Raw genomic sequence first — 24,553 nt, 5'->3', positions numbered from 1 at the left:
TCTTTGCATGGATTTCAGACTGCTTTTTGCTTTCAGGTAGCCTTATAGCTATTCATATACCGCCTGCCACATTGCGTCCTGCACCGCCTGTACCCAGTTTTCAGGCTGCTTGGTCTCTACACCGTCCTTGACCGCTTGTTTGGCAACGGCAACAGCAACAGTAGCAGACGATGCACGCAGGTTATTCACCGATGGCAGGAGCGACGCGCCTTCGTCCTGCGGATTGACTTGCGAGGCGACTGCTTCAGCTGCAGCCAGCAGCATCCCGTCAGTAACGTGTTTCGCACCGGAAACGATAACCCCCAGCCCCAACCCCGGGTAAAGCATGGCGTTGTTAGCTTGACCGATTTCGTAGTTTACGCCTTTATACGGCACGGGTGGCACGGGGATGCCGACAGAAATGAGCGCTTTGCCATCCGACCATTTTATAGCCTCACTCGGCATCACTTCGATTTTCTCGGTCGGGTTAGATAACGGCAGCAGAATTGGGCGCTCTACGCCCGCACATAGGGCTTTGACTACGTCTTCAGTGAATGCGCCGTGATCGGTGGATGTGCCAATCAAGATAGTCGGTTTTACTTGTTTTACAACTTCGAGCAAGCCGATTTTACCGTCCGTTTTCGCCCAATCGGCGACTTCGGCGGCGGGACGTGCATATTCCTGCTGGTAATCGGGCAAGCCGTCCATGTCGTCAGTAACCAGTCCGTTGATGTCAATCAGCCATACGCGTTGTTTCGCTTCTTCGCGACTCAGACCTTCGCGCTCCATCGCTGCACTGATTTGGTCGGCCATACCTGTACCTGCCGTGCCTGCGCCGTACACCACCAACCGCTGTTCGGCAAAGGTCTGTTTGGTCACTTTCAGGCCAGAGAATACGGCAGCCATCACAATCGCGCCCGTTCCCTGCATATCGTCGTTGAAAATACGGTATTGTCGGCGGTTCTCCACCAAAATGCGGCGGGCATGGGACGGACCGAAGTCTTCAAAGTGCAAAAGCGCATTGGGGAACATTTCAGCAGCAGTTTTCAGGTAGCTTGCAATCAATGCGTCGTAGCGTTCGCCACGCACGCGGGCATGGCGATTGCCCAAATAAGCGGGATCATTGAGCAGGGCTTCATTATCTGTACCCACATCTAGATTCACAGCAATGGTGCGGCTGGGATGAATGCCCGCAGCAGCAGTATAAACTGCCAGTTTGCCGACGGAAATATCCGTGCCGTTCACACCCCAGTCGCCGATACCCAAAATCTCTTCCGCATCGGAAACCACAATCAAATCTACATCATCTGCACGCAAGCCCAGAGTTTCAAACGATGTACGGATGTTTTCAGGATGGTTTACATCCAGATAGACAGCTCGCGAACGGCGGTAGTCGCGGCTCCATTTGCTGTTATACGCAGTTTTTTAGTCGGTAATAATCTTTCCCATACTTCTTGTAAAGTGTCTAATTTAGTTTTGCTATTGGTAATTTCTTCACCACGCTTGCGTTTTTGGTGATTTTCAACAGCAAGATTATTTTGTTGAGCAAATAAATATTGTAGAAGGCGGTCAAAATCATTTAATAAATACGTTGATGATTTATTATTCCAACGAGCACTTTTTCTTTGGGAGATATCTTTTGCCCACTCAGGATTTCCATAAAAAAGCCCTTGTTTGGCTTTAGCCTCTGATATTTTTTCTATATTAGGATTTAAACTTAAGGCTCTATGCGCTGCGATTCGATGTGCTTTTTCGCCTAACTGTTCTTCTAAATGTACAGCAAGCCGAGTTTTGCCTGAACCGTTTGCGCCAATAATAATTGTTGTTTTTCCAGTTTCTAGAGTTAATTCTAAATCTGAATTGTCTTTTCTGGGGATATTTACATTACACATCATTTTTCCTTTTTTAAATAATATGGAATCTATGATTAGATTTGTTTAAATAGAACAAGCATACAACGGCACATTCACTAGCCAATCCTGCTCCCTATAATCCGCCATTGAAAAGCGAATTGCTTTCTCAGACTGAAATTGTTCTACATACACTTTCAAACTTTTCGCTTTTAAATTTTCTTCTGCTTTGACTTCAATCGGAATCACAGCTTGCTTACGTTGCAGAACAAAATCGACCTCCGCTGTACCTTTTTCAGTTGCCCAATAAAAAACAGGGTTTTCTTGGGTGGCAATCAGTTGTTGCAAAACATATTGTTCGGTTAAAGCGCCTTTAAATTCGGTAAAAATACGGCTGCCTTCTAGCAGTACGCTGGCATCCAAGTTGCTTTGTACGGCGAGCAGCCCCACATCTAAGCCATACAATTTAAAGGCATTATCTTGATAAGCGGAAAGTGGCAAATGTGGCTTTTTCACACGAGGCACGCTGTGTACTAAGCCGCTGTCTTTTAGCCATTGCAAAGCAATTTCATAGTCTTTGCTTCTAGCCCCTTTTTGTAGCTGAGCATAGATAAATTTTTTATTTTCTTTGGCAAGCTGTTCAGGAATGGAAGCCCAAATTGACCGCACTTTTTGCACAGTCTGACCATCGTGAATATGTTTGGAAAAATCTTGTTCATACGCCATCAATAAATTACGTTGAATTTGACGCACTTCATCGACATTTTGTGTTTCGATAAATACTTTTACCGCTTCAGGCATACCGCCTACAAAATAATATAAACGGAGTAAATCAATATAAGTGGTTTTCATGGCTGAAATTAGCGACCAGTCTTTTAATTCCAGCAATTTCACCAAATCTTGTTTGCCAAGTGCGGTTAAAAATTCGTGAAAATCCATGGGATAAAGTGGTAGAAAATCCACTTTGCCAACAGGAAAAGATACTTGATGATGTAGTGATACCCCAAGCAATGAGCCTGCCGCGACGATATAAAACTGGGGTGCATTTTCGTAAAAATATTTGAGTGAAGATAATGCTTGCGGGACTTCTTGTACTTCATCAAAAATAATCAGGGTGTTTTCTGCTTGAATATCGACACCGCTTTCAATTTTCAAACCGAGTATCAAACGATCAATATCATAGTCGCCAGAAAATAGCGTTTTCATGCGGGGGTTATTATCAAAGTTGATATACGCCACTTTTTCAAAGGAGTGCTCGCCAAAGTGTTTCATCGCCCAGGTTTTTCCTACCTGCCTTGCCCCTTGGATAATTAATGGTTTTCGGTTTGTTTTGTGTTTCCAGTTTTCTAAGGATTGTATGATTTTACGCTGCATAATGCCTCTCCAAAACAACGGATATAGGCTAATTATACAGTACGTAATACACTTTTTCTAACGATATAAGTTTTCTTTTAATCATTTTTTCAAATGAAAAAATGGTTGAATTGTACATTTTCTAAAGCGAAGGAAGGGATGAAAGGCTTTTTTATGCCAAAGAGCGGTCAAATTTTCAGATATTTTTGCAAATCATCTTAAAAATTTGACCGCTTGCATCATTATCAAGACCGCAGCCGTCTGAAACATTGATAGACCGGTTACTGATGTCCGCTTTCTGCTACTTTTGTCCATTTTGCCAATGTCTGCTTCATCTGTGCCTGAGGGATGAAGCGGGCCATCCGTTCTACTTCCTTGCCTTGATAAAACAGCAGCCATGCAGGTGCGGTCAGCACGTGGAAACGTCCAGCCATTTCGGGTATTTCAGCAATATCGGCTTTTACGGCATACACATTTCCTTCTAGCTCCAAAGCTGAGTCAAGCTGGGCGGCCACGACCGTACAAACACCGCAGATTGGGGCTTTGATGTACAGTGATACTAAAGGGTGTGTGGCGATGGCCTGTTCGATGTCTTTCAAAGTGTGCAGTTGTTGCATGTCATGTCCTCCTTTGAGCGATTAAGCCCTTTTCTAGTTGTCCAGAAAAGGGGCTTTTAACGAAATGAAAACAAGAAAACGTTTTGAGTCGTCTAGATTTTTTCCACAACCACTTTTGCCCGCGCTTTCAGGCTGTTCAACACTGGCGAGGTGGCGGCGGAGCGGTCGGCGAAATTTTGCAGGGTAGGAAGGTCGGCGTCGGCTTTTACTTTTACGGTTAGCACCAGATTATCCAGTCCGCCGTAGCCATCTTCCATGCCGAACAGTTTGGCCATGTCGATACCGCCCCTTGCGGATATTTCAAACTGTTCCAGTTTCACGCCTGCCTGTGCTGCTTGCAACTCGAAACCTATGGAGCAGCAGCCTGCCGCAGCGCCGATCAGGTATTCCATCGGATTTGGGGCGGCGTTTTCACCGCCCATGTTTTTCGGTTCGAGACCTACCTTTGCAAAATACCCTTCTTCACCTGTTCCCTCAACAGCCGAAACCCAAAAACAGGTTTTCGGCTGTTTTCGTGCCAAATATCCCCGTTTTTCTTCCCGGATGCCTTATTATGGGGTATCCGGGGAGGATTAAGAGGGTATTTGGGTAGAATTAGGAGTGATTTGGGGCGAAAACAGCCGAAAACCTGTTTTTGGGTTTCGGCTGTCGAAGGAAGGGCTTTTTTGCAAAGGTCTCAGCCTGTTTCTATTCTGCCCAAGCCGCCTAACGCTCCTCCAGCCCGGCCAAAATCGCACAATCCGGGCAGTCGTCTCCCGCGCAGGCATCGTGCCAACGTTGCAGCTCGGCCACCATGCCCTGCAAGCGTTCGATTTTGGCTTCCAGCTCGGCGATGTGCCGCGCGGTGAGCGTTTTCACTTCGCGGCTGGTGCGCTGCGGGTTGTGTTGCAGGCTCAAAAGCTGCCCGATCTGCGGCAGCGAAAAGCCCACTTCCCGCGCATGGCGGATAAAGCGCAGCCGGGCAAGGTCGGCCTGTCCGTAGCGGCGGTAGCCCGCTTCGCTGCGCGCGGCCGAGGCGATTAGGCCGTGCTTTTCGTAGTCGCGGATTTGTTTGGCGGAAAGGCCGCTCTCGGCCGCGGCCTGGCTGATGTTCATCATGATGCTTGACCTTTACTTCGGGTGAAGCTTTATAGTGGCGGCACTTAGCGGGAAAGCAAGAGCAGACCCATCATTTCAGGCTACCTGAAAGTTTTGGCTGCAACGGGCTTTAAAACCTCAGCCTCATTCCAACAGAAAGGAAACCCTATGCAAACCATCACATTAAACATCGAAGGCATGACCTGCGGCGGCTGCGTGAAAAGCGTTACCAGCATCCTCGAAGGCGTAAACGGCGTGGACAAGGCCGAAGTGAGCCTGGAAAACAAGAACGCCGTCGTGGAATTCGACCCCGCTCAAACCAACCCCGCCGCGCTGATAGAAGCGGTGGAAGACGGCGGCTTTGATGCGGCTTTGTAAACCGAATCGCAACAAATCGACTGCAACACCCCAAAGGCTACCTGAAAACCCTGCTCCGCTTTTTTCAGGTAGCCCAACCACATTCAGAAGGAAGAAACCATGCAACAAAAAGTCCGTTTCCAAATCGAAGGCATGACCTGTCAGGCCTGTGCTTCGCGCATTGAAAAAGTGTTGAACAAAAAAGATTTTGTCGAATCGGCTGGGGTGAACTTCGCCAGCGAAGAGGCGCAGGTGGTGTTTGACGACAGCCAAACCTCCGCCGCCGATATCGCCAAAATCATCGAGAAAACCGGCTATGGCGCGAAGGAGAAGACGGAAGAGGCTCTGCCACAGCCCGAAGAAACCGCGCATGTAAGCTGGCGACTGTGGCTTTTGCTGGCAATCAATATTCCGTTCCTTATCGGCATGGCAGGCATGATGATCGGTCGGCACGATTGGATGATTCCGCCGTTGTGGCAGTTTGCGCTGGCAAGCGTGGTGCAGCTTTGGCTGGCAGTGCCGTTTTACAAAAGCGCGTGGGCGAGCATCAAGGGCGGACTGGCGAATATGGACGTGCTCGTTACCATCGGCACGGTGTCGATTTACCTGTATTCCGTTTATATGTTGTTTTTCAGCCCGCACGCGGCGCACGGCATGGCGCATGTGTATTTTGAAGCGGGCGTGATGGTGATTGGTTTTGTGTCGCTGGGCAAATTTTTGGAACACCGCACCAAAAAATCCAGCCTGAACAGCTTGGGCCTGCTGCTGAAACTCACGCCGACCCAAGTCAACGTACAGCGCGAAGGCGAATGGAAACAACTGCCCATCGACCAAGTGCAAATCGGCGACCTTATCCGCGCCAACCACGGCGAACGCATCGCTGCCGACGGCATCATCGAAAGCGGCAGCGGCTGGGCAGACGAGAGCCACCTCACCGGCGAATCAAACCCCGAAGAGAAGAAAGCGGGCGGCAAAGTGTTGGCGGGCGCGCTGATGACCGAAGGCAGCGTGGTGTACCGCGCCACGCAGCTCGGCAGCCAAACCCTGCTCGGCGACATGATGAACGCGCTGTCCGAAGCGCAAGGCAGCAAGGCGCCGATTGCGCGCGTGGCGGACAAGGCGGCGGCGGTGTTCGTGCCTGCCGTCGTGGGCATCGCGCTTCTGACTTTTATCGCCACTTGGCTGGTGAAAGGCGATTGGACGGTTGCGCTGATGCATGCCGTTGCCGTTTTAGTGATTGCCTGCCCTTGTGCGCTCGGTCTGGCGACGCCCGCAGCGATTATGGTCGGCATGGGCAAGGCGGTGAAACACGGCATTTGGTTCAAAGACGCGGCAGCGATGGAAGAAGCCGCCCACGTCGATGCCGTCGTGTTGGACAAAACCGGCACGCTGACCGAAGGCAGGCCGCAAGTTGCCGCCGTCTATTGCGTGCCCGACAGCGGCTTTGACGAAGACGCTTTGTACCGCATCGCCGCCGCCGTCGAACAAAACGCCGCCCACCCGCTCGCCCGCGCCATCGTCTCCGCCGCACAAGCGCGCGGTTTGGAGATTCCCGCCGCACAAAACGCGCAAACCGTCGTCGGCGCAGGCATTACCGCCGAAGTCGAAGGCGTGGGTTTGGTGAAAGCGGGCAAAGCCGAATTTGCCGAATTAAAGTTGCCTGAAAACCTTTCAGACGACGTCTGGCGCATCGCAAGCATTGTCGCCGTTTCCACCAACGGCAAACCCATCGGCGCATTCGCGCTTGCCGACGCATTGAAAACCGACACCGCCGAAGCCATAGGCCGTCTGAAAAAACACGGCATCGACGTTTACATCATGAGCGGCGACAACCAAGGCACGGTCGAATACGTCGCCAAACAACTGGGTATCGCACACGCCTTCGGCAACATGAGTCCGCGCGACAAAGCCGCCGAAGTGCAGAAACTCAAAGCCACCGGCAAAACCGTGGCAATGGTCGGCGACGGCATCAACGACGCGCCCGCACTCGCCGCCGCCAACGTCAGCTTCGCCATGAAAGGCGGCGCGGACGTTGCCGAACACACCGCGTCCGCCACGCTGATGCAGCATTCGGTCAACCAGCTCGCCGATGCCCTGCTGGTGTCGCAGGCGACGTTGAAAAACATCAAGCAAAACCTGTTTTTCGCCTTCTTCTACAACATATTAGGCATCCCGCTTGCCGCACTCGGCTTCTTAAACCCCGTCATCGCAGGCGCGGCAATGGCGGCAAGCTCGGTGTCGGTGTTGGGCAATGCGTTGAGGCTGAAACGGGTGAAGATTGAGTAATATAGCCGCGTAATATGCATAATATAAAAGAAAGGTCGTCTGAAATCCCCTCCCCTCTTTCAGACGACCTTTCTTTTCTAATATGCGGTTTCCAAACGCTTTTTGCGGTACAATACCGCCCTTAAATTTTCCTTATTTCAAAGCACAAACCGCCATGTCAAAAAAAACCAAACAAGAATTAGAGAACAACAAACTCAACAAACGCCTGCGCCACGCCGTCGGTGACGCGATTAACGATTTCAACATGATTGAACCGGGCGACAAAATCATGGTCTGCCTCTCCGGTGGCAAAGACAGCTACGCCCTATTAGACATCCTGCGTCAGCTCCAAGCCAGTGCGCCGATTGATTTCGAGCTGGTTGCCGTCAACCTCGACCAAAAGCAGCCGGGCTTTCCCGAAGAAGTGCTGCCGACCTATCTCGAAAGCATAGGCGTACCGTACAAAATCGTTGAAGAAGACACCTACTCCACCGTCAAACGCGTGTTGGACGAAGGCAAAACGACTTGTTCGCTGTGCAGCCGCCTGCGCCGCGGCATCCTCTACCGCACCGCAAAAGAATTGGGCTGCACCAAAATCGCCTTGGGACACCACCGCGACGACATCCTCGCCACCATGTTCCTGAATATGTTTTACGGCGGCAAACTCAAAGCCATGCCGCCCAAACTGGTGAGCGACAACGGCGAACACATCGTCATCCGCCCGCTGGCATATGTGAAAGAAAAAGATTTGATTAAATACGCCGAGCTGAAACAATTCCCGATTATCCCGTGCAACCTCTGCGGCTCGCAGCCCAACCTGCAACGCCAAGTCATCGGCGATATGCTGCGCGATTGGGACAAACGCTTCCCCGGCCGTATTGAATCCATGTTCTCCGCCCTGCAAAACGTCGTACCCTCCCATCTTGCCGACCCCGAGCTTTTCGACTTCGTCGGTTTGGAACGCGGTCAAACCTTGAAACACGGCGGCGATTTGGCGTTTGACAGCGAAAAAATGCCCGAACGCTACTCCGACGGCAGCGAAGAAGACGAAAGCGAAATCAAAATCACCCCGTCCAAACCCGAACGCAAAATCATCAACATTCTGGCAAACAAGCCGAAAACTTGCGGCGCATAAAACAAAAATCCGGATGCCTTGTCCGGATTTTTTATTTCTTTGCACAAACCTGCCTTGAATCATCAGGACGTGCAACCATAATACGGTGAGTCGCATAATACGGTAAGTCGTCTGAAAACTGGGATTTTACGGGAAAGACGATACAAACCGTTCCATTTTAATCCGCCGCAAAACAAGCTCAGCGTGCTTCGCATACCCTTTTCCCTTCCATCAAAAAAGGACTGTTATGACTGCCATTTTCATCCTGCTCGGTTTAATCGCCATCTGTGTCGGACTGCTCGGCACGGTTTATCCCGCTATTCCCGGATTGGGATTGATGTTCGGCGGCGCATGGCTGCTTGCCTATGCCGGCGATTATCAGATTTACGGTACAAATACTCTAATTTTTCTCGCCGTTGTCGCCGCTATCGGCACGGCGATGGATTATGTCGCAGGCGCATTAGGGGCAAAATATACAGGAGCCACTAAAACAGCAGTTTGGGGGGCACTGATTGGCGGTATTGTCGGCGCGTTTTTCTCCATTCCCGGGCTGTTGTTCGGCCCGCTCATCGGCGCGGGTACCGGGGAATTCTTGGCGCGCCGCGATATGTGGCAGGCGGGCAAAGTCGGGCTGGGGACGTTTATCGGCTTCATCATCGGTACGGTCGCCAAAATCGGTTGCGCCTTGACGATTGTAATGACCCTGCTCGTTATATGGGCGGCAAGCTGGTTTTAACCTGATCATTGTAAAGGTCGTCTGAAAACCTTTTTTCAGACGACCTTTTGATTTTTTACCTGATCGGAAAGTTATCCCTTACCGCAACAAGCTTTGTATTTTTTACCGCTCCCGCAGGGACAAGAATCGTTTCGCCCGATTTTTTCGCCTTCGCGACGTACGGTTTGCGGTTTGTTGATAATTGCCTGCCAATACCAGTAAATATCGAGCAGGACGTGCGGCAGGTCGGATTCGAGCTGTGAGAGTTCTTTTTCAGTCAGGTGCAAAATGATTTCACCGTTTTGCTCTTCATCATAAATGCCGCCCAAAGCCATGATCGGATAGAACAGGTCTTCAAACTCCTCCTGATCGACCGCTTCAAACCAATCGGTCGGCACGACATCCAAGGCATACAGATAGGCGTTACACCAAGTGTACACGTCGGGATTGCCCGCTGCATCTTCGTAAAGCCACAAATCGGGCAACATTTTACTGCCGAGCTTGATACGCAAATCAGCCGCCAGTGCCATCACCAAACGCTCGATTTCGGTACGCTCTTTCGCGTCAAACAATGATTCTTCACCCAACACTTCAGGCAGCCAATCGTTCGGATTCAAGGCATCGGGACCACTCAACAAAGCCATCATAAATGCCTGTACCTCATCGCAGCGCATGGTGTTGTGTTGTTCCGATTTGGCATCGAGCAGCTGTATCAGGCGCACACGGGATGCTTCGTCAAATGCTTGTAATTGCATGGCTTTTCCTTATTTTTAATGATATATCCGTTATCCGAAAGGTCGTCTGAAAACCATTTTCAGACGACCTTTTCATCAACCCGGCCTATTTCGAACTGCTGCCGAACAAGCCTTTGAACCACAATACGATATCATCCCACATCCGTCTGAACCAGCTGCCTTCTTCAACGGAATGGAGGGCTACGACGTTTTTCTCGGTAATGACTTTACCGTCTTTGACAATTTTGAGTTTGCCCAAGCTTTGGCCTTTGCGTATCGGGGCGACAACGGGCTGGACGGTTTCTAAAATCGGTTTGATGTTTTGTCCGGCATTGTGGGGAATAGTGATGTACACGTCTTCCAGGAAGCCGACGTTCACCGATTTGCTGCTGCCTTTATAAACTTTGACCTTAGAAATGATTTCGCCGCTGTTGTAGAGCTTGGGCGTGTCGAATGCCTGCAATGCCCAGTTGAGCAGTTTGCCGCTTTCGGAAGCGCGGGCTTCGGTGGACTCGGTGCCTACGACGATGGACACGATGCGTCTGCCGTTACGTTTGCTGGAGGCGGCAAGGTTGTAGCCTGCGCTTTCGGAATGTCCTGCCTTCAGGCCGTCCACACTGGTGTCGCGGTAGAGCAGGAGGTTGCGGTTTGGCTGTTCGACATTGTTGTATTTGAAAGATTTAATCGAAAATACGGGATAGTATTTCGGATAATCGTGTATCAGCGCGGCGGACAAAACGGCTAAATCGCCGACGGTGGAAACGTGGCCTTCGGCAGACAGTCCGGTCGGGTTTTTAAAGTGGGTTTTGGTCATGCCCAAACGCTTGGCTTCGTCGTTCATCTGCTGGATGAACACGTCCACCGAGCCTCCTCCCATGGCTTCGGCAAGCGTGGTGGCGGCATCGTTGCCGGATTGGACAATCATGCCTTTAATCAGGTCGCTGACGCTGGCGGGTACTTTGAGATTGAGGAACATCCGCGAGCCTTCGATTTTCCAGCCTGCATCGGACACGGTCAGCATTTGGTCGGCGCGCAATGTGCCGTTTTCCAAAGCCTTGAACGTGAGGTAGGCGGTCATCATTTTGGTCAGCGAAGCCGGTTCGATTTGGGTGTCGATATTGCCGGAGGCAAGCACTTGATGGCTTTGCAAATCGGTAACGATGTAGGCGGCAGCGGCAATGGCAGGCGGCGCATCGGGGCTGTTGATGCTGGGCATCATGGCTTCGGGTTGGGATGCGGCGGCGGGTGCAGGCTCGGAAGCGGCAACAGCAGGGGCTGCGTTGTTTTTAGCCGCTTGTGGCGCGGCTTGCGCGGCGGCAATCATCATTGCCGCGATCAATACGGATAATGTTTTTTTCATCGGGATGTGGTGCGGAAACAGAAATAAAAACAACCGCGTCGTGCGGTTTGGCACAAAAGGCAGTCATTATACCGCCGCAACTTCGCTTTGCTAAGATTTTTCTTGATTTCAGACGACCTCGAGGGTATGGTTTTACCTTTCCGCCGTTTTGTTGGCAAAGTTTGACGCGGGCGGCGGACACTCCTTTTGAAAATAATCCTCCGGCACACAAAACCATGAACAACCGCCCCTCTTATTCCGATTACCTCATCCGCATCCTGACCGCCTCCGTTTACGACGTTGCCGTCGAAACGCCGCTCGAACCTGCAATCGGGCTGTCACGTCGTCTGAACAACAACGTCCTGCTCAAACGCGAAGACCTGCAACCCGTGTTTTCCTTCAAAATCCGCGGAGCGTACAACAAAATGGCGAAGCTGCCCAAAGAAGCACTCGCCTGCGGCGTCATCGCCGCCAGCGCGGGTAACCACGCACAAGGCGTCGCACTTTCGGCACAACGTTTAGGCTGCCGCGCCGTCATCGTCATGCCCGAAACCACGCCCAAAATCAAAATCGACGCCGTCAAAAGCCGCAGCGGCGAAGTCGTCCTCAAAGGCGTTTCCTACAACGATGCCTATGATTACGCGATGGAGTTGGCAGAAAAAGAAAAACTGACCTACATCGCCCCATTTGACGACCCCGACGTGATTGCCGGTCAAGGCACGGTCGGCATGGAAATCGTGCGCCAGCGTCCCGACGACATCCACGCCATCTTCGTCCCCATCGGCGGCGGCGGACTGGCGGCGGGCGTTGCCGCGTTCGTCAAACAAGTCCGCCCCAGCATCAAAGTCATCGGCGTGCAAACAAACGACTCCTGCTGCATGAAGCAATCCGTCGAAGCCGGGAAAGTCGTCAGTCTCAAAGACGTCGGCCTCTTCTCCGACGGTACCGCCGTCAAAGTCGTCGGCGAAGAAACCTTCCGCCTCTGCCGCGACCTCTTGGACGACATCATCACCGTCGATACCGACGCCATCTGCGGCGCCATCAAAGACATCTTCGACGACACCCGCAGCATCACCGAACCCGCAGGCGCGCTCGCCCTCGCCGGTCTGAAAACCTACGCCGCCCGCAACCGCATCCAAAACCAAACCCTTATCGCCGTAACCAGCGGCGCCAACATGAATTTCCACCGCCTGCGCCACGTTTCCGAACGCAGCGAATTGGGTGAAGGCAACGAAGGCATTTTCGCCGTTACCATCCCCGAAGAGCGCGGCAGCTTCCTCAAATTCGTCAATCTGCTCGGCAGCCGCAACATCACCGAGTTCAACTACCGATACGGCGACGACCAAAAAGCCCACATCTTCGTCGGCCTGCAAACCGCAGGTTCCCAAGACCTCGCCGTCATCAGCCGCCAACTGACCGAAGCCGGGCTGCCCAATGTCGACCTGACCGACGACGAAATCTCCAAAATCCACATCCGCTACATGGTCGGCGGACGCACAACAAAAGTCGCCCACGAACGCTTAATCAGCTTCGAGTTCCCCGAACGCCCCGGCGCACTCGCCCGCTTCCTCAACCACATGCAGGGCGGCTGGAACATTACCCTCTTCCACTACCGCAACCACGGCGCCGACTACGGCCGCATCCTCGTCGGCATCGACGTCCCGCCCGGCGACAATCAAGCCTTCGAAAACTTCCTCGAAAGCCTCGGTTACAGCTATCAGGACGAAACCCAAAACGCCGCATACCGCCTGTTCCTTGCTTGATTGAAAGATAGAATAAAGGTCGTCTGAAACCCTGTTTGATGGTTTCAGACGACCTTTCATCTTTCGGACAACCGATACCAATCCGTATCAACTGTCCTGAATTTGATGTGCTTAACGCCAGTAGCGCCACCAAGGCATGTCGTTTGGCTGCCATTGGTGTTGCAGGAACGGGCTTTGCGGGAAGTTGGTTTCCAAGACGCGGCGGGTGTCGGCGGCGAGTTGGGGTTTGTCCAGTTTTTTGTAAGCCAGCTCCATCATGGCGAGCGATTCTTCGACGTAGCGGGTATTTTGGTAACGCTCGACGATTTTTTGGGCGCGGTTGACTGCGGCGAGGTAGGCGCCGCGTTTCATGTAGTAGCGGGCAACGGAGATTTCGTTACCGCCCAATGCGTCCACCAGTTTTGCCATGCGCTCGGTTGCGTCGGCGGCGTATTTGCTCTCCGGATAGCGTTGTACCAATTCGGCAAACGCTTGGTATGCGCTGCGGTTGGCTTTAGGGTCGCGGTCGGACCAGTCTTGGGAGGCGAGTTTGTTGAGGAAGGATTGGTCTTCGTTGAACAAAACCAAGCCTTTGAGGTAAAGCGCGTAATCCATATTCGGATGTTGCGGGTGATGGCGCTGGAAGCGGTCGATGGCGGCGAGGGCTTTTTCAGGCTCGTCGTCTTTGTAATAGGCGTATGCGGTGTCCAGTTGCGCCTGTTGCGCGTAGCGGCCGTTGGGGAAGCGGGATTCTAAAATTTCGTATAACTTGATGGCTCGCGTATAATTGCTGCTGTTCAACTCGTCATGCGCTTCGGCATAGAGTTTTTCCACGTTCCAATCTTGTGTGATTTGCGCGTCTTTATCGACCGTACCTTTATTGCTTGCACAGGCACCCAGTGCCAGACTTAACGAAACTACTAAAAGAATTTTTTTCATGCAGAATACTTCCTTTGATAATGAAGCCGATTATAGCGACGATTTAGACTTTACGTCAGCCCCCGAAGCAGAAAGTTGTGTTAATTTGACTGTTCCGCTGGAGCTTGCGGGCGGGCGGCTGGATGCAGTGTTGGCAAAGCTCATGCCTGATTATTCGCGCAGCCGCCTGACATCGTGGATTAAAGAAGGCGCGGTTATTGTAAACGATAAGCCTGCCCAACCCAAAGACAAAATGATAGGCGGGGAATCCGTCAGCGTAACGGTACGTCCGAGCGAAGAGAATCTCGCGTTCAAACCCGAAGCGATGGATTTGGATATTGTGTACGAAGACGATACCGTCATCGTCGTCAACAAACCCGCCGGACTGGTTGTCCACCCCGCCGCAGGCAACTGGACGGGGACGCTGCTTAACGGCCTGCTGGCGCATTGTCCCGAATTGAGCCAAATTCCGCGCGCGGGCATCGTCCACAGGCTCGACAAAGAAACCAGCGGCCTGATGGTGGTCGCCAAAACCCTGCCCGCACAAAATTCCCTCGTGCAACAGCTTCAAGAGCGCACGGTCAAACGTATCTACCGCGCCGTCGCCAACGGTATTGTTCCCTTTGACGGCAAAATCGAAACCCAAATCGGACGCGATCCGCACAACCGCCTGAAAATGGCAGTCGTCAAATTCGGCGGCAAACCTGCCGTGACACACGTCAAAGTGTTGGAACGCTATCTTGCCCACAGCTACATCGAATGCTCGCTCGAAACAGGCAGGACGCACCAAATCCGCGTCCATATGCGCGAAGCCAACCACCCGCTTGCCGCCGACCCCGTTTACGGCAACCTGCGCCATCCGTGCAGCGAACCGGTAAAAGAAGCCGTCAAAAGTCTGGGCGCGCGTCAGGCTTTGCACGCCTACCGCTTAAGTTTCGTCCATCCGAAAACCGGCGAAACCGTCTCTTTTGAAGCCCCGATTCCCGACGATATTTACCACCTGCTCTCCGTCCTGCGCCTCGAAGCAGGCTTGGATTCGTCTTTGAGCAACGAAGAAGAATGGCAGGACAAACTCGGCACAGATGACGACGATGATTGGAACGAAGACGATTACGATGTCGAAGTGGTTTATGTGAGGGATTAAGCAGGTGTTTTCAGACGACCTGTTACTCAAGGGTCGTCTGAAAACGAACTTCATATAAAGTTTAGATAAGGTTTATCCAACGGCATCATTCATGCTGCACCGGCAAGAATCCGAACCTCTGATTTCTCAGCGACAATTAAAAATTTACAGCAATCCCGAATCTCTGGATTCCCGCCTGCGTGGGAATGACGAAAAACCAAACATCCATTTACCCTAAGGGCAGTTAATAAACCCTTACCGCTACGCACCTATTCCGACACCCCATGAAAACCATCACAGAAACCCTAAACCTCGCTCCGCAAGGCAAAAATTTCCTGACTGCCGATTGGCCTGCGCCCGCCAACGTGAAAACCCTGATTACCACCCGCAATGGCGGCGTGAGCCAAGGCGTGTATCAAAGTTTGAACCTCGGTTCGCACGTCGGAGATGATCCCGATGCCGTGCGCCGCAATCGTGAAATTGTGCAGGAACAGGTCGGGCTGCCCGTTGCCTACCTCAATCAAATCCACAGCACCATTGTCGTCAATGCCGCCGACGCATTGGGCAACACGCCCGACGCAGACGCTTCGGTGGACAACACAAGCAAAGCCGCCTGCGCCGCGATGACTGCCGACTGCCTGCCTGTCTTGTTCTGCGATAAAGCCGGTACGGTCGTCGCTGCCGCACATGCAGGCTGGCGCGGTTTGGCGGGCGGCGTACTGCAAAACACCATAGCCGCGATGAATGTCGCGCCCGTCGAAATCATGGCATATCTCGGCCCTGCCATCGGCGCGGACGCATTCGAAGTCGGACAAGACGTGTTCGACGCATTTTGTACGCCCATGCCCGAAGCGGCAGACGCATTCGAAGACATCGGCGGCGGTAAATATCTTGCCGACATCTACGCACTGGCACGTTTGGTTCTGCGCCGCGAAGGGGTGGACATGATTTACGGCGGCACACACTGCACCGTCTTGGAACGCGACACTTTCTTCTCTTACCGCCGCGACGGACAAACCGGCCGCATGGTCAGCCTAATTTGGTTGGAACAGGTATAAAAGGTCGTCTGAAAAGCCCTATCCTCTTTCAGACGACCTTTGTAAGACCCAATCCGCCAACATTCAAATCCACCCCAATCCACACCGCTCAAAAGGATATTCTCATGACTCAAAAAAACGAACACCGCTCCCACCCTCAAGGCGAGCTTTTGCTGCGCACCGTCGCTATGCCGCAAGACACCAATCCCAACCAAGATATTTTCGGCGGCTGGATTATGTCGCAAATGGATTTGGGCGGCGGCATTTTGGCGGCAGAAATCGCGCAAGGCCGCATCGTTACCGTCGCCGTTCAGGAAATGAACTTCATCCGCCCCGTTAAAGTGGGCAACGTCGTTTGCTGCTACGGACGCTGCGTGCGCGTGGGCAATACTTCGCTGCAACTGAAAATCGAAGTTTGGGTGAAAACGTTGATGAACGACCACCTGACCGAAGACCGCCAACTCGTTACCGAAGCCATCTTTACCTACGTCGCCATCGACAGCGAAGGCAACACACGCCCTATTCCAAAAGAAGGCAACCCTAAACTGCAAGGTTTGATTTAAACCCTGATTTAAGCAAAGGTCGTCTGAAAACCCATATTGGAGATTTTCAGACGACCTTTTGACTTAAGGCGATACAGGGCTTGCCATTGACTGACGGGATGAAACAGAAACGCTCACTCCGGATCATCCGTAAACGCATTCGCCCGAAAAATTGGTACAAACGTCAACAGATAAAGCACGAACACGGCAGCGGTCAGAATCGCGGGAACGGTGATGAAGAATATCGGATTCACGTTCATTAAAAAGGCGCGCGAGACGGCGGCGGCGAAGAGGATGGGGACGGCAATGCGGCAGAGTTTGGGATAATCGAGTTTGGTAAAGCCGCTGTGCCACAGTCCGGCGGTCAGCCACACCATCATCACGCCGCCCATCATGCCGCCGAGGGTAATCAGGTGCAGGGGCGCGGAGGTAGGCAGGTTTTGCAGTTTCGCCGCGCCTGTCCACAGATAGCCTGCGGCGGCAAAAAGCTGGAGCAGGTAATAAGTGCGGACGTAGTGTTTGCGCAGGAGTTCGTGATGGTGCAGTTCGCGCAGCTTGGCGAGCAGGATGAAGCCGACGGCGAGCGCGGTAAAACCGGCGGTTTGCGCGGGCAGCCAAAGCTCGGCGGCGGCGTGCAGCAGCAGGAAGGTGATGGCGATGTTTTTATAGACGACGTTGGGGATGAATACGGGGTCTTTCAGACGACATTCTTTAAGGGCTTCCGCGCCCAGAAGGACGCTGACGCGGACGGATACAAACATGACCGCCGCCATGTTCAGATGCACTTGCGCGCGCAACAGGTTCAAATCACCGCTGACGGCATAGGCCGTCTGAAAAACGGTGAACGCGGCAAGCAACATCAACAAGGCGAAGTTGTCAGTATTGCGGTCGAGCCAAATCAGCCAAGCGCAGAACAGCAGCAACACCAGCCAATAGGCGGCGACGAAAAACGAAGAGGTTTGCGTCGCAAACGGCAACAGGACGGATGCGGCGAGCAACAATGCCGTCATCAAAGTAGCAACAGGTTTCAGACGACCTTTATAACCCGTCCATTCGAGCATGGCGGCAGTCAGAAAACCGCCGTATGCCGCAGGCAGCATGAGTTCTAAGAAGATTTGGCGGTGCAAGACGATGGCACCGGGGCTGATGAGAAACACCAACACGCCGAGTATGGCAAGTACCGCCGCGCCGACAAAAAACGGCCGCATGGGGTGGGTGAAAAATTTATTCATGACTTGGCTTGATTCTGCATGAAGATGCTTTCGGATATGGATTTATTGGGCGGACAGGGCCGTATCTTTTGCCAAAGAGGCAAGCCTGCGGCTTGCTTACCCTCTCCCTAGCCCTCTCCCACGGGGAGAGGGGATTAGGCTGTCGAGCCCGAGCATTTTCAGGTTTACCTGCCATCTGATTTTCAATCCTGCGCTCTCTGATTTTCAGCAACCTGTTCCCCTCGCCCCGTGGGAGAGGGTTAGGGAGAGGGTAACGAACCGCAAGGTTTGTCAGATACTCAAATGCCCGTATCATTCATATTATTGATATTATTGTTTGAATTGTATTATTTTCAATAATAATAAATAATCCTAAACCAATATAAATAACAGCCATTATCCAACGACTAAACTTCTCTACAATTTCACCAATACCTGAAATATTAGCCAATCTTTGTGCTGTATATACTAAAACAAAAATCAATATTAAAAATACAAGAAGAGTAACTAATAAGTCGACAAGATCTAAAGTCACAAAGTAAGGAACAAAAAGTCCAATATTATCTGCACCACAACTAGCAACTGTAACCAAAGCAACAATACCGACTAATTTTGACAACCCTTTTTCATCCAATTCTTTTTTAGCTCTTTTTTCGCCCTCACAATCGTCGTAAATAGCAACTTTAATACCTAAGTAAATCGGTATTAAACCTAATAAACCCAACACCCATTTTTCCGGAACATAATGCAAAACAAAAGCTAGAAATAAACTAACTAATATTAAAATTACAGAACCTAAATATTGTCCGATATAAATATCTCGATATTCTTTTCTAGTATTTGCTCTAGCAAAAAATATTAATAGTATTACCAACAAATCTACTGCTGTAGCAATATATAAAACAGCAGCAGTAATCACAGTCGAAAACATAAAGCACCTCATAATGAATCCCCTGCCTCCTTGGCACCACGGCTTTTTCAAAAACCGAATCGCGTTCGGATAACAGATTCGTATCTTTCGCTAAAGAGGCAAGCCTGCGGCTTGCTTACCCTCTCCCTAGCCATCTCCCACGGGGAGAGGGAATTGGGCTGTCGAGCCTGAACATTTTCAGGTTTACCTGACATCTGATTCCCAATTCTACGGCTCTCTGATTTTGAGAAACCTGATCCCCTTTCCCCGTGGGAGAGGGTTAGGGAGAGGGTTAGGGAGAGGGCAACGAACCGCAAGGTTTGTCAGAAATTTAAATTCCTATCACTCATAATAATGAATCCCCTGAAACTCTCTTGCCACCACGGCTTCTTCAAAAGCCGAATCGCGTTCGGACAGCGGCGTAGGCAGGGTAATCACGTTTTGCACGTTCATGCCCTTAGTGGAAAGCAGCATGATTTCATGGCTCAGGCGTGCGGCTTCGAAGCGGTCGTGCGTTACCAGCATACACGCCATGCCCTGCCGCTCGATTTTTTCCACCAGCATGGCGACCAAAATATCGCGCAAATCGCGGTCCAAACCGACGAACGGCTCGTCCAGCAAGGCAAGGTCGCAGCCGCACAGCAGCAGGCGCAAAAATGCTACCCGTTTCGCCATGCCGCCGGACAATTCGGTCGGATATTTGTTCAAATCGCCCGCAGTCAGCCCGACTTTCGCCGCCAGCGCGATGATTTCGCCTTCATCGGGTTTGTCCATAAAAATAGCGATATTCTGCATCGCGGTCAAGTTTCCCGGCAGGCGGTTTTCCTGAAACAGAAAACCCGTTTTGCGGAAAGTATTGCGTATCGTGCCCGATTTCGGCGTTTCCAAGCCCGCAATCAAACGCAAAACCGTCGTCTTGCCACAGCCGCTCGGCCCGAACAAGGCTTTCACTTCGCCATGTTGCAGGTTCAAACTGAAATCGCGCACGATGGGGTCGCGGAGAATTTCAAAACGCACGTTTTCAAGACAGAGCATCATCTCCTCCACGGCATAAACAAAATTTCCAAAGGCTTGGTAATCAGGTATTCAAACAGCGACACAAAAACGATAACCAGCACCACATAAGCCATCACCGTCGAAGTCTCCAGCATCGCCCTCGCGTCCGCAATCCGCGCGCCCACGCCTTCGCTCGCGCCCAAGAGTTCCGCCATAATCACCACCTTCACCCCCATCGCCACCGCCACGCCGATGCTGGAAATCACATAGCCCGTCAGATGCGGGATATACAGATAACGGATTTTTTTCAGACGACCCAATTTATAAGCGTCAAACAACTCCTCATGCTGCTTGTTCACGCTCGCCATCCCGACCGCCGCACTCGCAAACGTCAGCGGCGCAACCAACACAATAATGGTAAACAGCACGCTCGGATTGCCGAAACCGAACCAAAACAACGCCATCACCACCCAAATAATCGGCGGCATCGCCAACAAAATCGTAATCACAGGCTTGAGCAACGCCATCGCCGTCTTAAAACTGCCCGCCACCAGCCCCGCCGCCAATCCCGCTACCAGCGCAACCGAAATCCCCACCACCGACCGCCACAGCGAAATCCCGATTTCGTTTTCCTGAAAATGTTTCAATAAATCCAAAGACTTTTGAAACACCTCAACCGGCGCAGGCAGCATAAACTCGCCGAACACGGCGCTTCCCCACGCCCACAACGCCACCACAACCGTTGCCACACTCAGACCGGCAAAGCCGCTCCAAAGGTAGTCGATGATGTAAAACACCGCAGGCTGCGGTTTGCGTATTTTGTCGGTTTTAATCATGGTTTGAGTGTTGGTTGATGGGGATGGTTTGGGGATGATAGGCCGTCTGAAAAAATGGTTGATTGGGTTAGACGGAACTCCTTAACCCAACGAAACGGTTTGGTTTTCCCAAATAGTGTTTTTCAGACGACCTTTGTTTGGGATTTCTATAGGCTACTGCATATAGTAGTAAATAACTCAATAATATTCATCGCCATAATTTTCATCGTCAAAAGGAGAAATCTCTCCCATATCAACGAATACTGAGTCATGAGTAACTTCTATCTCATCAATATCCATATTCTGTAATCCATCTAGGAAGTTTCCATATAAATTAACTAAAACATCTGTTTCATATGATATTTCAACTATTTTTCTTGTCCCACCTAATGACACATCTTCTTTATCAATTGAATCCCAAACTGAAAAATTAAAAGCTACCTCAACTTCACACATAACTTCACAGGTAATACTAATAGTAATTTTATCCGAATCATAATCAATAATATATACTTTTAATCTTTTTTCATTTTCCTCTGTTAAGATATAAATATTTTTTAAACTTAATTGTTCATCATCGATATAGTATTTAAATGATGATACAGCAGAAATTTCAGAAATATTTATACTATTTTCAATGGCAGAATACATACTTTCAAAAATTCTACTATTTTGGCTTTTTGTTAAATCCAATTCTATTTCATAAATGATAGAATCCAAAGCTTCATCAGTCTGTTTGTTTAAAATGTCCATCGCTTTTGCTAGGTCATCAATAACTTCAATATTACCTTTACCTAGTGCAAAATTCTTCCAATCATTATCTGCACTAACAGCTAATAAATTCTTATTATTTTCCTCCACCCAATATTGCAATGATAATAGAGCAATAGCATCTGGAAACTCATTCTTTTTATTACCTGATTCTTTAAAAGGAGCAAGATTTTGAAAGTACATATCAATTAAAGATTTCATCTCGCAATATTCCTCCCCCTTAACGAGCTCAATTCCACATTTTCTTATAAATTCTTCTAATATTAATTTGGATATAGACTCAGCCTGATAATTCAATTTAATTAATGACTTGATTTTCTCCATATCATCTATGCAACAATTTAGATAATCAGACGCATCATTTAAAGCTGATTCAATTTTACTTTTTGTCTCTTTTTCCTTCCTATCAAGATGAGATTTGAGCTCGCGATAGACGATATCACTTAAAATTAAATTTATTGGATTATCTTTAAATTGATGTAATTGTGCTAGCAATCCTTTATTTAACTTTAATCCATTTTGTATAAAGATTGAGGTATCAATTGTTAATGCAGAGTACCGTTTATTAATTTCAGTCATAAATATTCCCTTAACAATAATAGATTGGTTCATTATCTAACATTTCAGGTAATCCGACGGTTTTGTTGGGCTTATCAATCCACCTCAAGGTTACCCACCCGCCGTCATTCCCGCGTAGGCGGGAATCCAGAAGTTTGACGTCGCTGCAATTTTAAAACATTCCTGCAATATCAAAGACTAGATTCCCGCCTACGCAGGAATGACGGCTTTTTGTGTACTGTTCTAACTATTATCTGATAGGCCGTCTGAAAAATGATAAATCAGGCATTCGCAACCATCCTACCCTTTTCAGACGGCCTTTCTCCCATTTTAAGCCAAGAAGAATCCGTTATCCGGCAGCTTGCCGCCCAAGAGTTTCGGGTTGAACTGCATCAGGATTTCGTAAAACTTCAAAATCTCGTTCTTCACTTCGCTGCCTTTGGTGACTGTCAGCCGCGCGCCGTCCAAGCCCATGACTAGGGCGGGTTCGGGGGCTGGGAGGTAGTTTTTGCCGATTTTCGCGGCGCTTTGGCGGTTGGCGAGTATCCAGTTGAGCGCGTTTTTCAAATCCTGATGGAAGATGTCGAACTGCGCCTTGTGTGCGTGGAAATATTCTTCGTTGGCGATGATGCCCGCCATCGGAATCAGCGGTTTAGTGTCATACGCCTGCCCCCATGCCTTCACCAAATCAAAGCCGCGCACGACGTTCACGCCCATGGTTTTGCCTTTGAGCATACCCGCGCTTGCCATTGGTTCGGGCAGGATGGCGGCGTGGTAGTCCTTGCTCAAAAACAGCCCCACCGCTTCGGGCGGCGTGGCGGTATAAGTGATGCCGACTTTGTGCGCGTCGATTTTCAGTTTTTTCAGCAAGGCTTGCAGCACGATGTCGGGCATGTCGTTTTTAAACGGAACGAGGATTTTTTTGCCGACCAAATCCTGCGGCGAGGCAATCGCGCTGCCTTTGCAGACCAACTGCGTGATGCCGTTGGTCAAAATATTCACCATGCCGACTTTCTGCCCTTGGTTGCGCAGGTTTACGCCGACATTGCTCGGACTCATCATCACTTTAAATTGCCCGCTCGCCACGCCCGCACGAAGCTGGTCGGGCGAGCGCCAGATTTTCAGCGACACATCCGCCTGCTTCGCCAGCTTGCCTTGCAACGCCGCTACGGCAATGGTTACGCTGGGCATCGCCGGCGCGCCGTACACGGTAAACTGCTCTTTCCCCGCCGCCAACAGCGAAGGCGAAACCCCTGCCGCAGCCAGAGCAGCGGTCATTTTTAAGAAATCACGTCTTTTCAGTTCCATTTTCCAATCTCCTGGTTAGGTAGCGCGGACTTCAGCCCGGTTGTTTAACAGAATCCTTCTAAGATGGGTTTGAGCTGCGCCAAACATAGGAATGGACACACCAGAGCCTATCTAGATTCGCAACTCTGTTTTACCATCCATATTTTGATAATAATTTTTATTCATTATGCTATTAAAGAAAATGGAAGTAAAGGCACGATTGTCCCGACATCCGTTTATATATGGAAACGCAAATCTTTTTCGGCATTACGCCTATTAATAATATTGAAATAAAAGGTCGTCTGAAAACGGTTTTCAGACGACCTTTTGTTCCCCAATACGGCTTAATTTGTGTTTTTCGGTTTTAAAGAACCAAGATAAATCGCCGACAAAGTCAAAACAACACCAAACCACTGCAAAGTGTTGATCGGCTTGTTCAGCCAAAAATAATCAATCAGTAAAGCGGCAATGGGTTCGGAAAGCAGCAGCAAACCAGTTAAAGACAGGGACAGCAGCGGAATTGCATAGGCAATCATACCCCATGCCAAACATTGCATGACCACGCCGTATATCAAGACCAAGCCTATATCGCGCCATTGCGTCGGGTATAGGGCGTTGCTGTCGAAAATCAGCGCGGGGACAATCAGGGACAACGCGCCGCCGAAACTCAAAACCATCATCATCGGAAAAAGCGCCACCCTTTCGACTTCATGCGTTTTGCGGACGAATACCATAGACAATGCCAAAAGCCCGCCCGACGCAATTCCGCTGACAAAGCCCCATAAGGCGTGGGCATTGTGGTTGAACTCGGGACTGCCGATTAGGACAACCCCGCCAACCGCTAATGTCAGGCTCACAACTTGCAGGCTGTTCAAGCGTTCTTGAAAAAAGAAAAATCCGATGGCGGACAGAAAAAATATCTGCAAGCTGTTGAGCAATGTGGAAATCCCGGGCCCCACCGCATGTACGCTTTCATGCCACAATGACAAATCAAACGCCAGAAATATGCCGGACAACATGGCATATTTGACCGCCCTTCTGCTTTTAGGCAGCTTTTGCCTGAAAAAACGGGAGAGCAGCCAAAACACACCCGTTGCAATCAGCAGCCGCCAAAATGCAACCGCATACGGGCCTACGGGGACGAATCTGACAATCAGGCTTCCCAGCCCGAATAAGACGCAACCGAAGATGAGGAATGGTGCTGCATAAGAGTCGGAACGGATATTCATGGATTTGCTCCGCA

23 protein-coding genes and 1 pseudogene are annotated in these 24,553 nt (G+C 50.5%); 8 read left to right on the top strand and 16 right to left on the bottom strand.

What is annotated here, in order from left to right; all coding sequences use genetic code 11:
• Positions 1–48: 48 nt before the first annotated feature.
• From NM96_03890 to cueR, 6 genes and pseudogenes are all read right to left on the bottom strand, one after another.
• Positions 49–1,386 (bottom strand): annotated as a pseudogene (locus NM96_03890) (NAD-dependent malic enzyme).
• Positions 1,338–1,871: a hypothetical protein gene (locus NM96_03885; protein ID AVR78597.1), complete on the bottom strand. Its 534-nt coding sequence runs from the start codon at positions 1,869–1,871 to the stop codon at positions 1,338–1,340. The pseudogene NM96_03890 and the gene NM96_03885 overlap by 49 nt, the downstream one beginning before the upstream one ends.
• 45 nt (positions 1,872–1,916) lie before the next feature.
• Positions 1,917–3,203: an ATP-binding protein gene (locus tag NM96_03880; protein ID AVR78596.1), complete on the bottom strand. Its 1,287-nt coding sequence runs from the start codon at positions 3,201–3,203 to the stop codon at positions 1,917–1,919.
• Between the two features lie 260 nt (positions 3,204–3,463).
• Entirely contained in the window at positions 3,464–3,799 is a 336-nt protein-coding gene (locus NM96_03875) for a thioredoxin (protein AVR78595.1), read from the bottom strand.
• 92 nt (positions 3,800–3,891) lie between these two features.
• Positions 3,892–4,221, bottom strand: a complete 330-nt coding sequence (locus NM96_03870) for an OsmC family peroxiredoxin (GenBank protein ID AVR78594.1) — start codon at positions 4,219–4,221, stop codon at positions 3,892–3,894.
• A 283-nt stretch (positions 4,222–4,504) separates the two neighbouring features.
• Positions 4,505–4,897, bottom strand: a complete 393-nt coding sequence (gene cueR / locus NM96_03865) for a Cu(I)-responsive transcriptional regulator (protein AVR78593.1) — start codon at positions 4,895–4,897, stop codon at positions 4,505–4,507.
• A 147-nt stretch (positions 4,898–5,044) separates the two neighbouring features.
• Between cueR and NM96_03860 the strand changes: the two genes are divergently transcribed.
• From NM96_03860 to NM96_03845, 4 genes are all read left to right on the top strand, one after another.
• Complete coding sequence (locus NM96_03860; GenBank protein ID AVR78592.1) at positions 5,045–5,254, top strand: copper chaperone; 210 nt, start codon at positions 5,045–5,047, stop codon at positions 5,252–5,254.
• A gap of 99 nt (positions 5,255–5,353) precedes the next feature.
• The gene (locus NM96_03855) at positions 5,354–7,519 is read left to right on the top strand and encodes a copper-translocating P-type ATPase (protein ID AVR78591.1); all 2,166 of its coding nucleotides are present in this window, start codon (positions 5,354–5,356) and stop codon (positions 7,517–7,519) included.
• A 154-nt stretch (positions 7,520–7,673) separates the two neighbouring features.
• Positions 7,674–8,633, top strand: a complete 960-nt coding sequence (locus NM96_03850; GenBank protein ID AVR78590.1) for a tRNA 2-thiocytidine(32) synthetase TtcA — start codon at positions 7,674–7,676, stop codon at positions 8,631–8,633.
• A 226-nt stretch (positions 8,634–8,859) separates the two neighbouring features.
• On the top strand, positions 8,860–9,348 hold the full coding sequence (locus NM96_03845) for a DUF456 domain-containing protein (GenBank protein AVR78589.1): 489 nt from the start codon (positions 8,860–8,862) through the stop codon (positions 9,346–9,348).
• A gap of 71 nt (positions 9,349–9,419) precedes the next feature.
• On the opposite strand, the gene NM96_03840 is transcribed toward NM96_03845, so the two are convergent.
• A complete protein-coding gene (locus NM96_03840; GenBank protein ID AVR78588.1) occupies positions 9,420–10,082 on the bottom strand; it encodes a YecA family protein in 663 nt (220 codons plus the stop codon).
• Between the two features lie 85 nt (positions 10,083–10,167).
• The gene (locus NM96_03835; protein ID AVR80262.1) at positions 10,168–11,421 is read right to left on the bottom strand and encodes a peptidase; all 1,254 of its coding nucleotides are present in this window, start codon (positions 11,419–11,421) and stop codon (positions 10,168–10,170) included.
• Positions 11,422–11,636: 215 nt separating this feature from the next.
• Between NM96_03835 and ilvA the strand changes: the two genes are divergently transcribed.
• A complete protein-coding gene (gene ilvA, locus NM96_03830; GenBank protein ID AVR78587.1) occupies positions 11,637–13,163 on the top strand; it encodes a threonine ammonia-lyase, biosynthetic in 1,527 nt (508 codons plus the stop codon).
• A gap of 111 nt (positions 13,164–13,274) precedes the next feature.
• Here the strand turns inward: ilvA and NM96_03825 are convergent, their stop codons facing one another.
• Complete coding sequence (locus NM96_03825) at positions 13,275–14,081, bottom strand: outer membrane protein assembly factor BamD (protein ID AVR78586.1); 807 nt, start codon at positions 14,079–14,081, stop codon at positions 13,275–13,277.
• Here NM96_03825 and NM96_03820 point away from each other — a divergent pair.
• The 3 genes from NM96_03820 (at position 14,080) to NM96_03810 (ending at position 16,783) form a co-directional block, all read left to right on the top strand.
• Entirely contained in the window at positions 14,080–15,204 is a 1,125-nt protein-coding gene (locus NM96_03820; GenBank protein AVR78585.1) for a 23S rRNA pseudouridine(1911/1915/1917) synthase RluD, read from the top strand. The genes NM96_03825 and NM96_03820 overlap by 2 nt on opposite strands.
• 263 nt (positions 15,205–15,467) lie before the next feature.
• Entirely contained in the window at positions 15,468–16,241 is a 774-nt protein-coding gene (gene pgeF, locus NM96_03815; protein AVR78584.1) for a peptidoglycan editing factor PgeF, read from the top strand.
• Positions 16,242–16,345: 104 nt separating this feature from the next.
• A complete protein-coding gene (locus NM96_03810; protein ID AVR78583.1) occupies positions 16,346–16,783 on the top strand; it encodes an acyl-CoA thioester hydrolase YciA in 438 nt (145 codons plus the stop codon).
• Positions 16,784–16,896: 113 nt separating this feature from the next.
• Here the strand turns inward: NM96_03810 and NM96_03805 are convergent, their stop codons facing one another.
• From NM96_03805 to NM96_03775, 7 genes are all read right to left on the bottom strand, one after another.
• A complete protein-coding gene (locus tag NM96_03805; GenBank protein ID AVR78582.1) occupies positions 16,897–17,994 on the bottom strand; it encodes a hypothetical protein in 1,098 nt (365 codons plus the stop codon).
• A gap of 295 nt (positions 17,995–18,289) precedes the next feature.
• Entirely contained in the window at positions 18,290–18,916 is a 627-nt protein-coding gene (locus NM96_03800; GenBank protein AVR78581.1) for a cadmium transporter, read from the bottom strand.
• Between the two features lie 309 nt (positions 18,917–19,225).
• Positions 19,226–19,921, bottom strand: a complete 696-nt coding sequence (locus NM96_03795) for an ABC transporter ATP-binding protein (GenBank protein ID AVR78580.1) — start codon at positions 19,919–19,921, stop codon at positions 19,226–19,228.
• Complete coding sequence (locus NM96_03790) at positions 19,918–20,715, bottom strand: ABC transporter permease (protein AVR78579.1); 798 nt, start codon at positions 20,713–20,715, stop codon at positions 19,918–19,920. Before NM96_03790 ends, NM96_03795 begins: the two co-directional genes overlap by 4 nt.
• A 177-nt stretch (positions 20,716–20,892) precedes the next feature.
• A complete protein-coding gene (locus tag NM96_03785) occupies positions 20,893–22,044 on the bottom strand; it encodes a hypothetical protein (protein ID AVR78578.1) in 1,152 nt (383 codons plus the stop codon).
• Between the two features lie 309 nt (positions 22,045–22,353).
• A complete protein-coding gene (locus tag NM96_03780; protein AVR78577.1) occupies positions 22,354–23,331 on the bottom strand; it encodes an ABC transporter substrate-binding protein in 978 nt (325 codons plus the stop codon).
• 323 nt (positions 23,332–23,654) lie between these two features.
• Complete coding sequence (locus tag NM96_03775; GenBank protein AVR78576.1) at positions 23,655–24,539, bottom strand: EamA family transporter; 885 nt, start codon at positions 24,537–24,539, stop codon at positions 23,655–23,657.
• Positions 24,540–24,553: the final 14 nt, after the last annotated feature.

The sequence above is a fragment of the Neisseria mucosa genome, from assembly GCA_003028315.1.
Classification (GTDB): Bacteria; Pseudomonadota; Gammaproteobacteria; order Burkholderiales; family Neisseriaceae; genus Neisseria; species Neisseria mucosa.
Note: the sequence above shows the minus strand (reverse complement) of the source record. Positions and strands in the feature narration are given on the sequence as shown.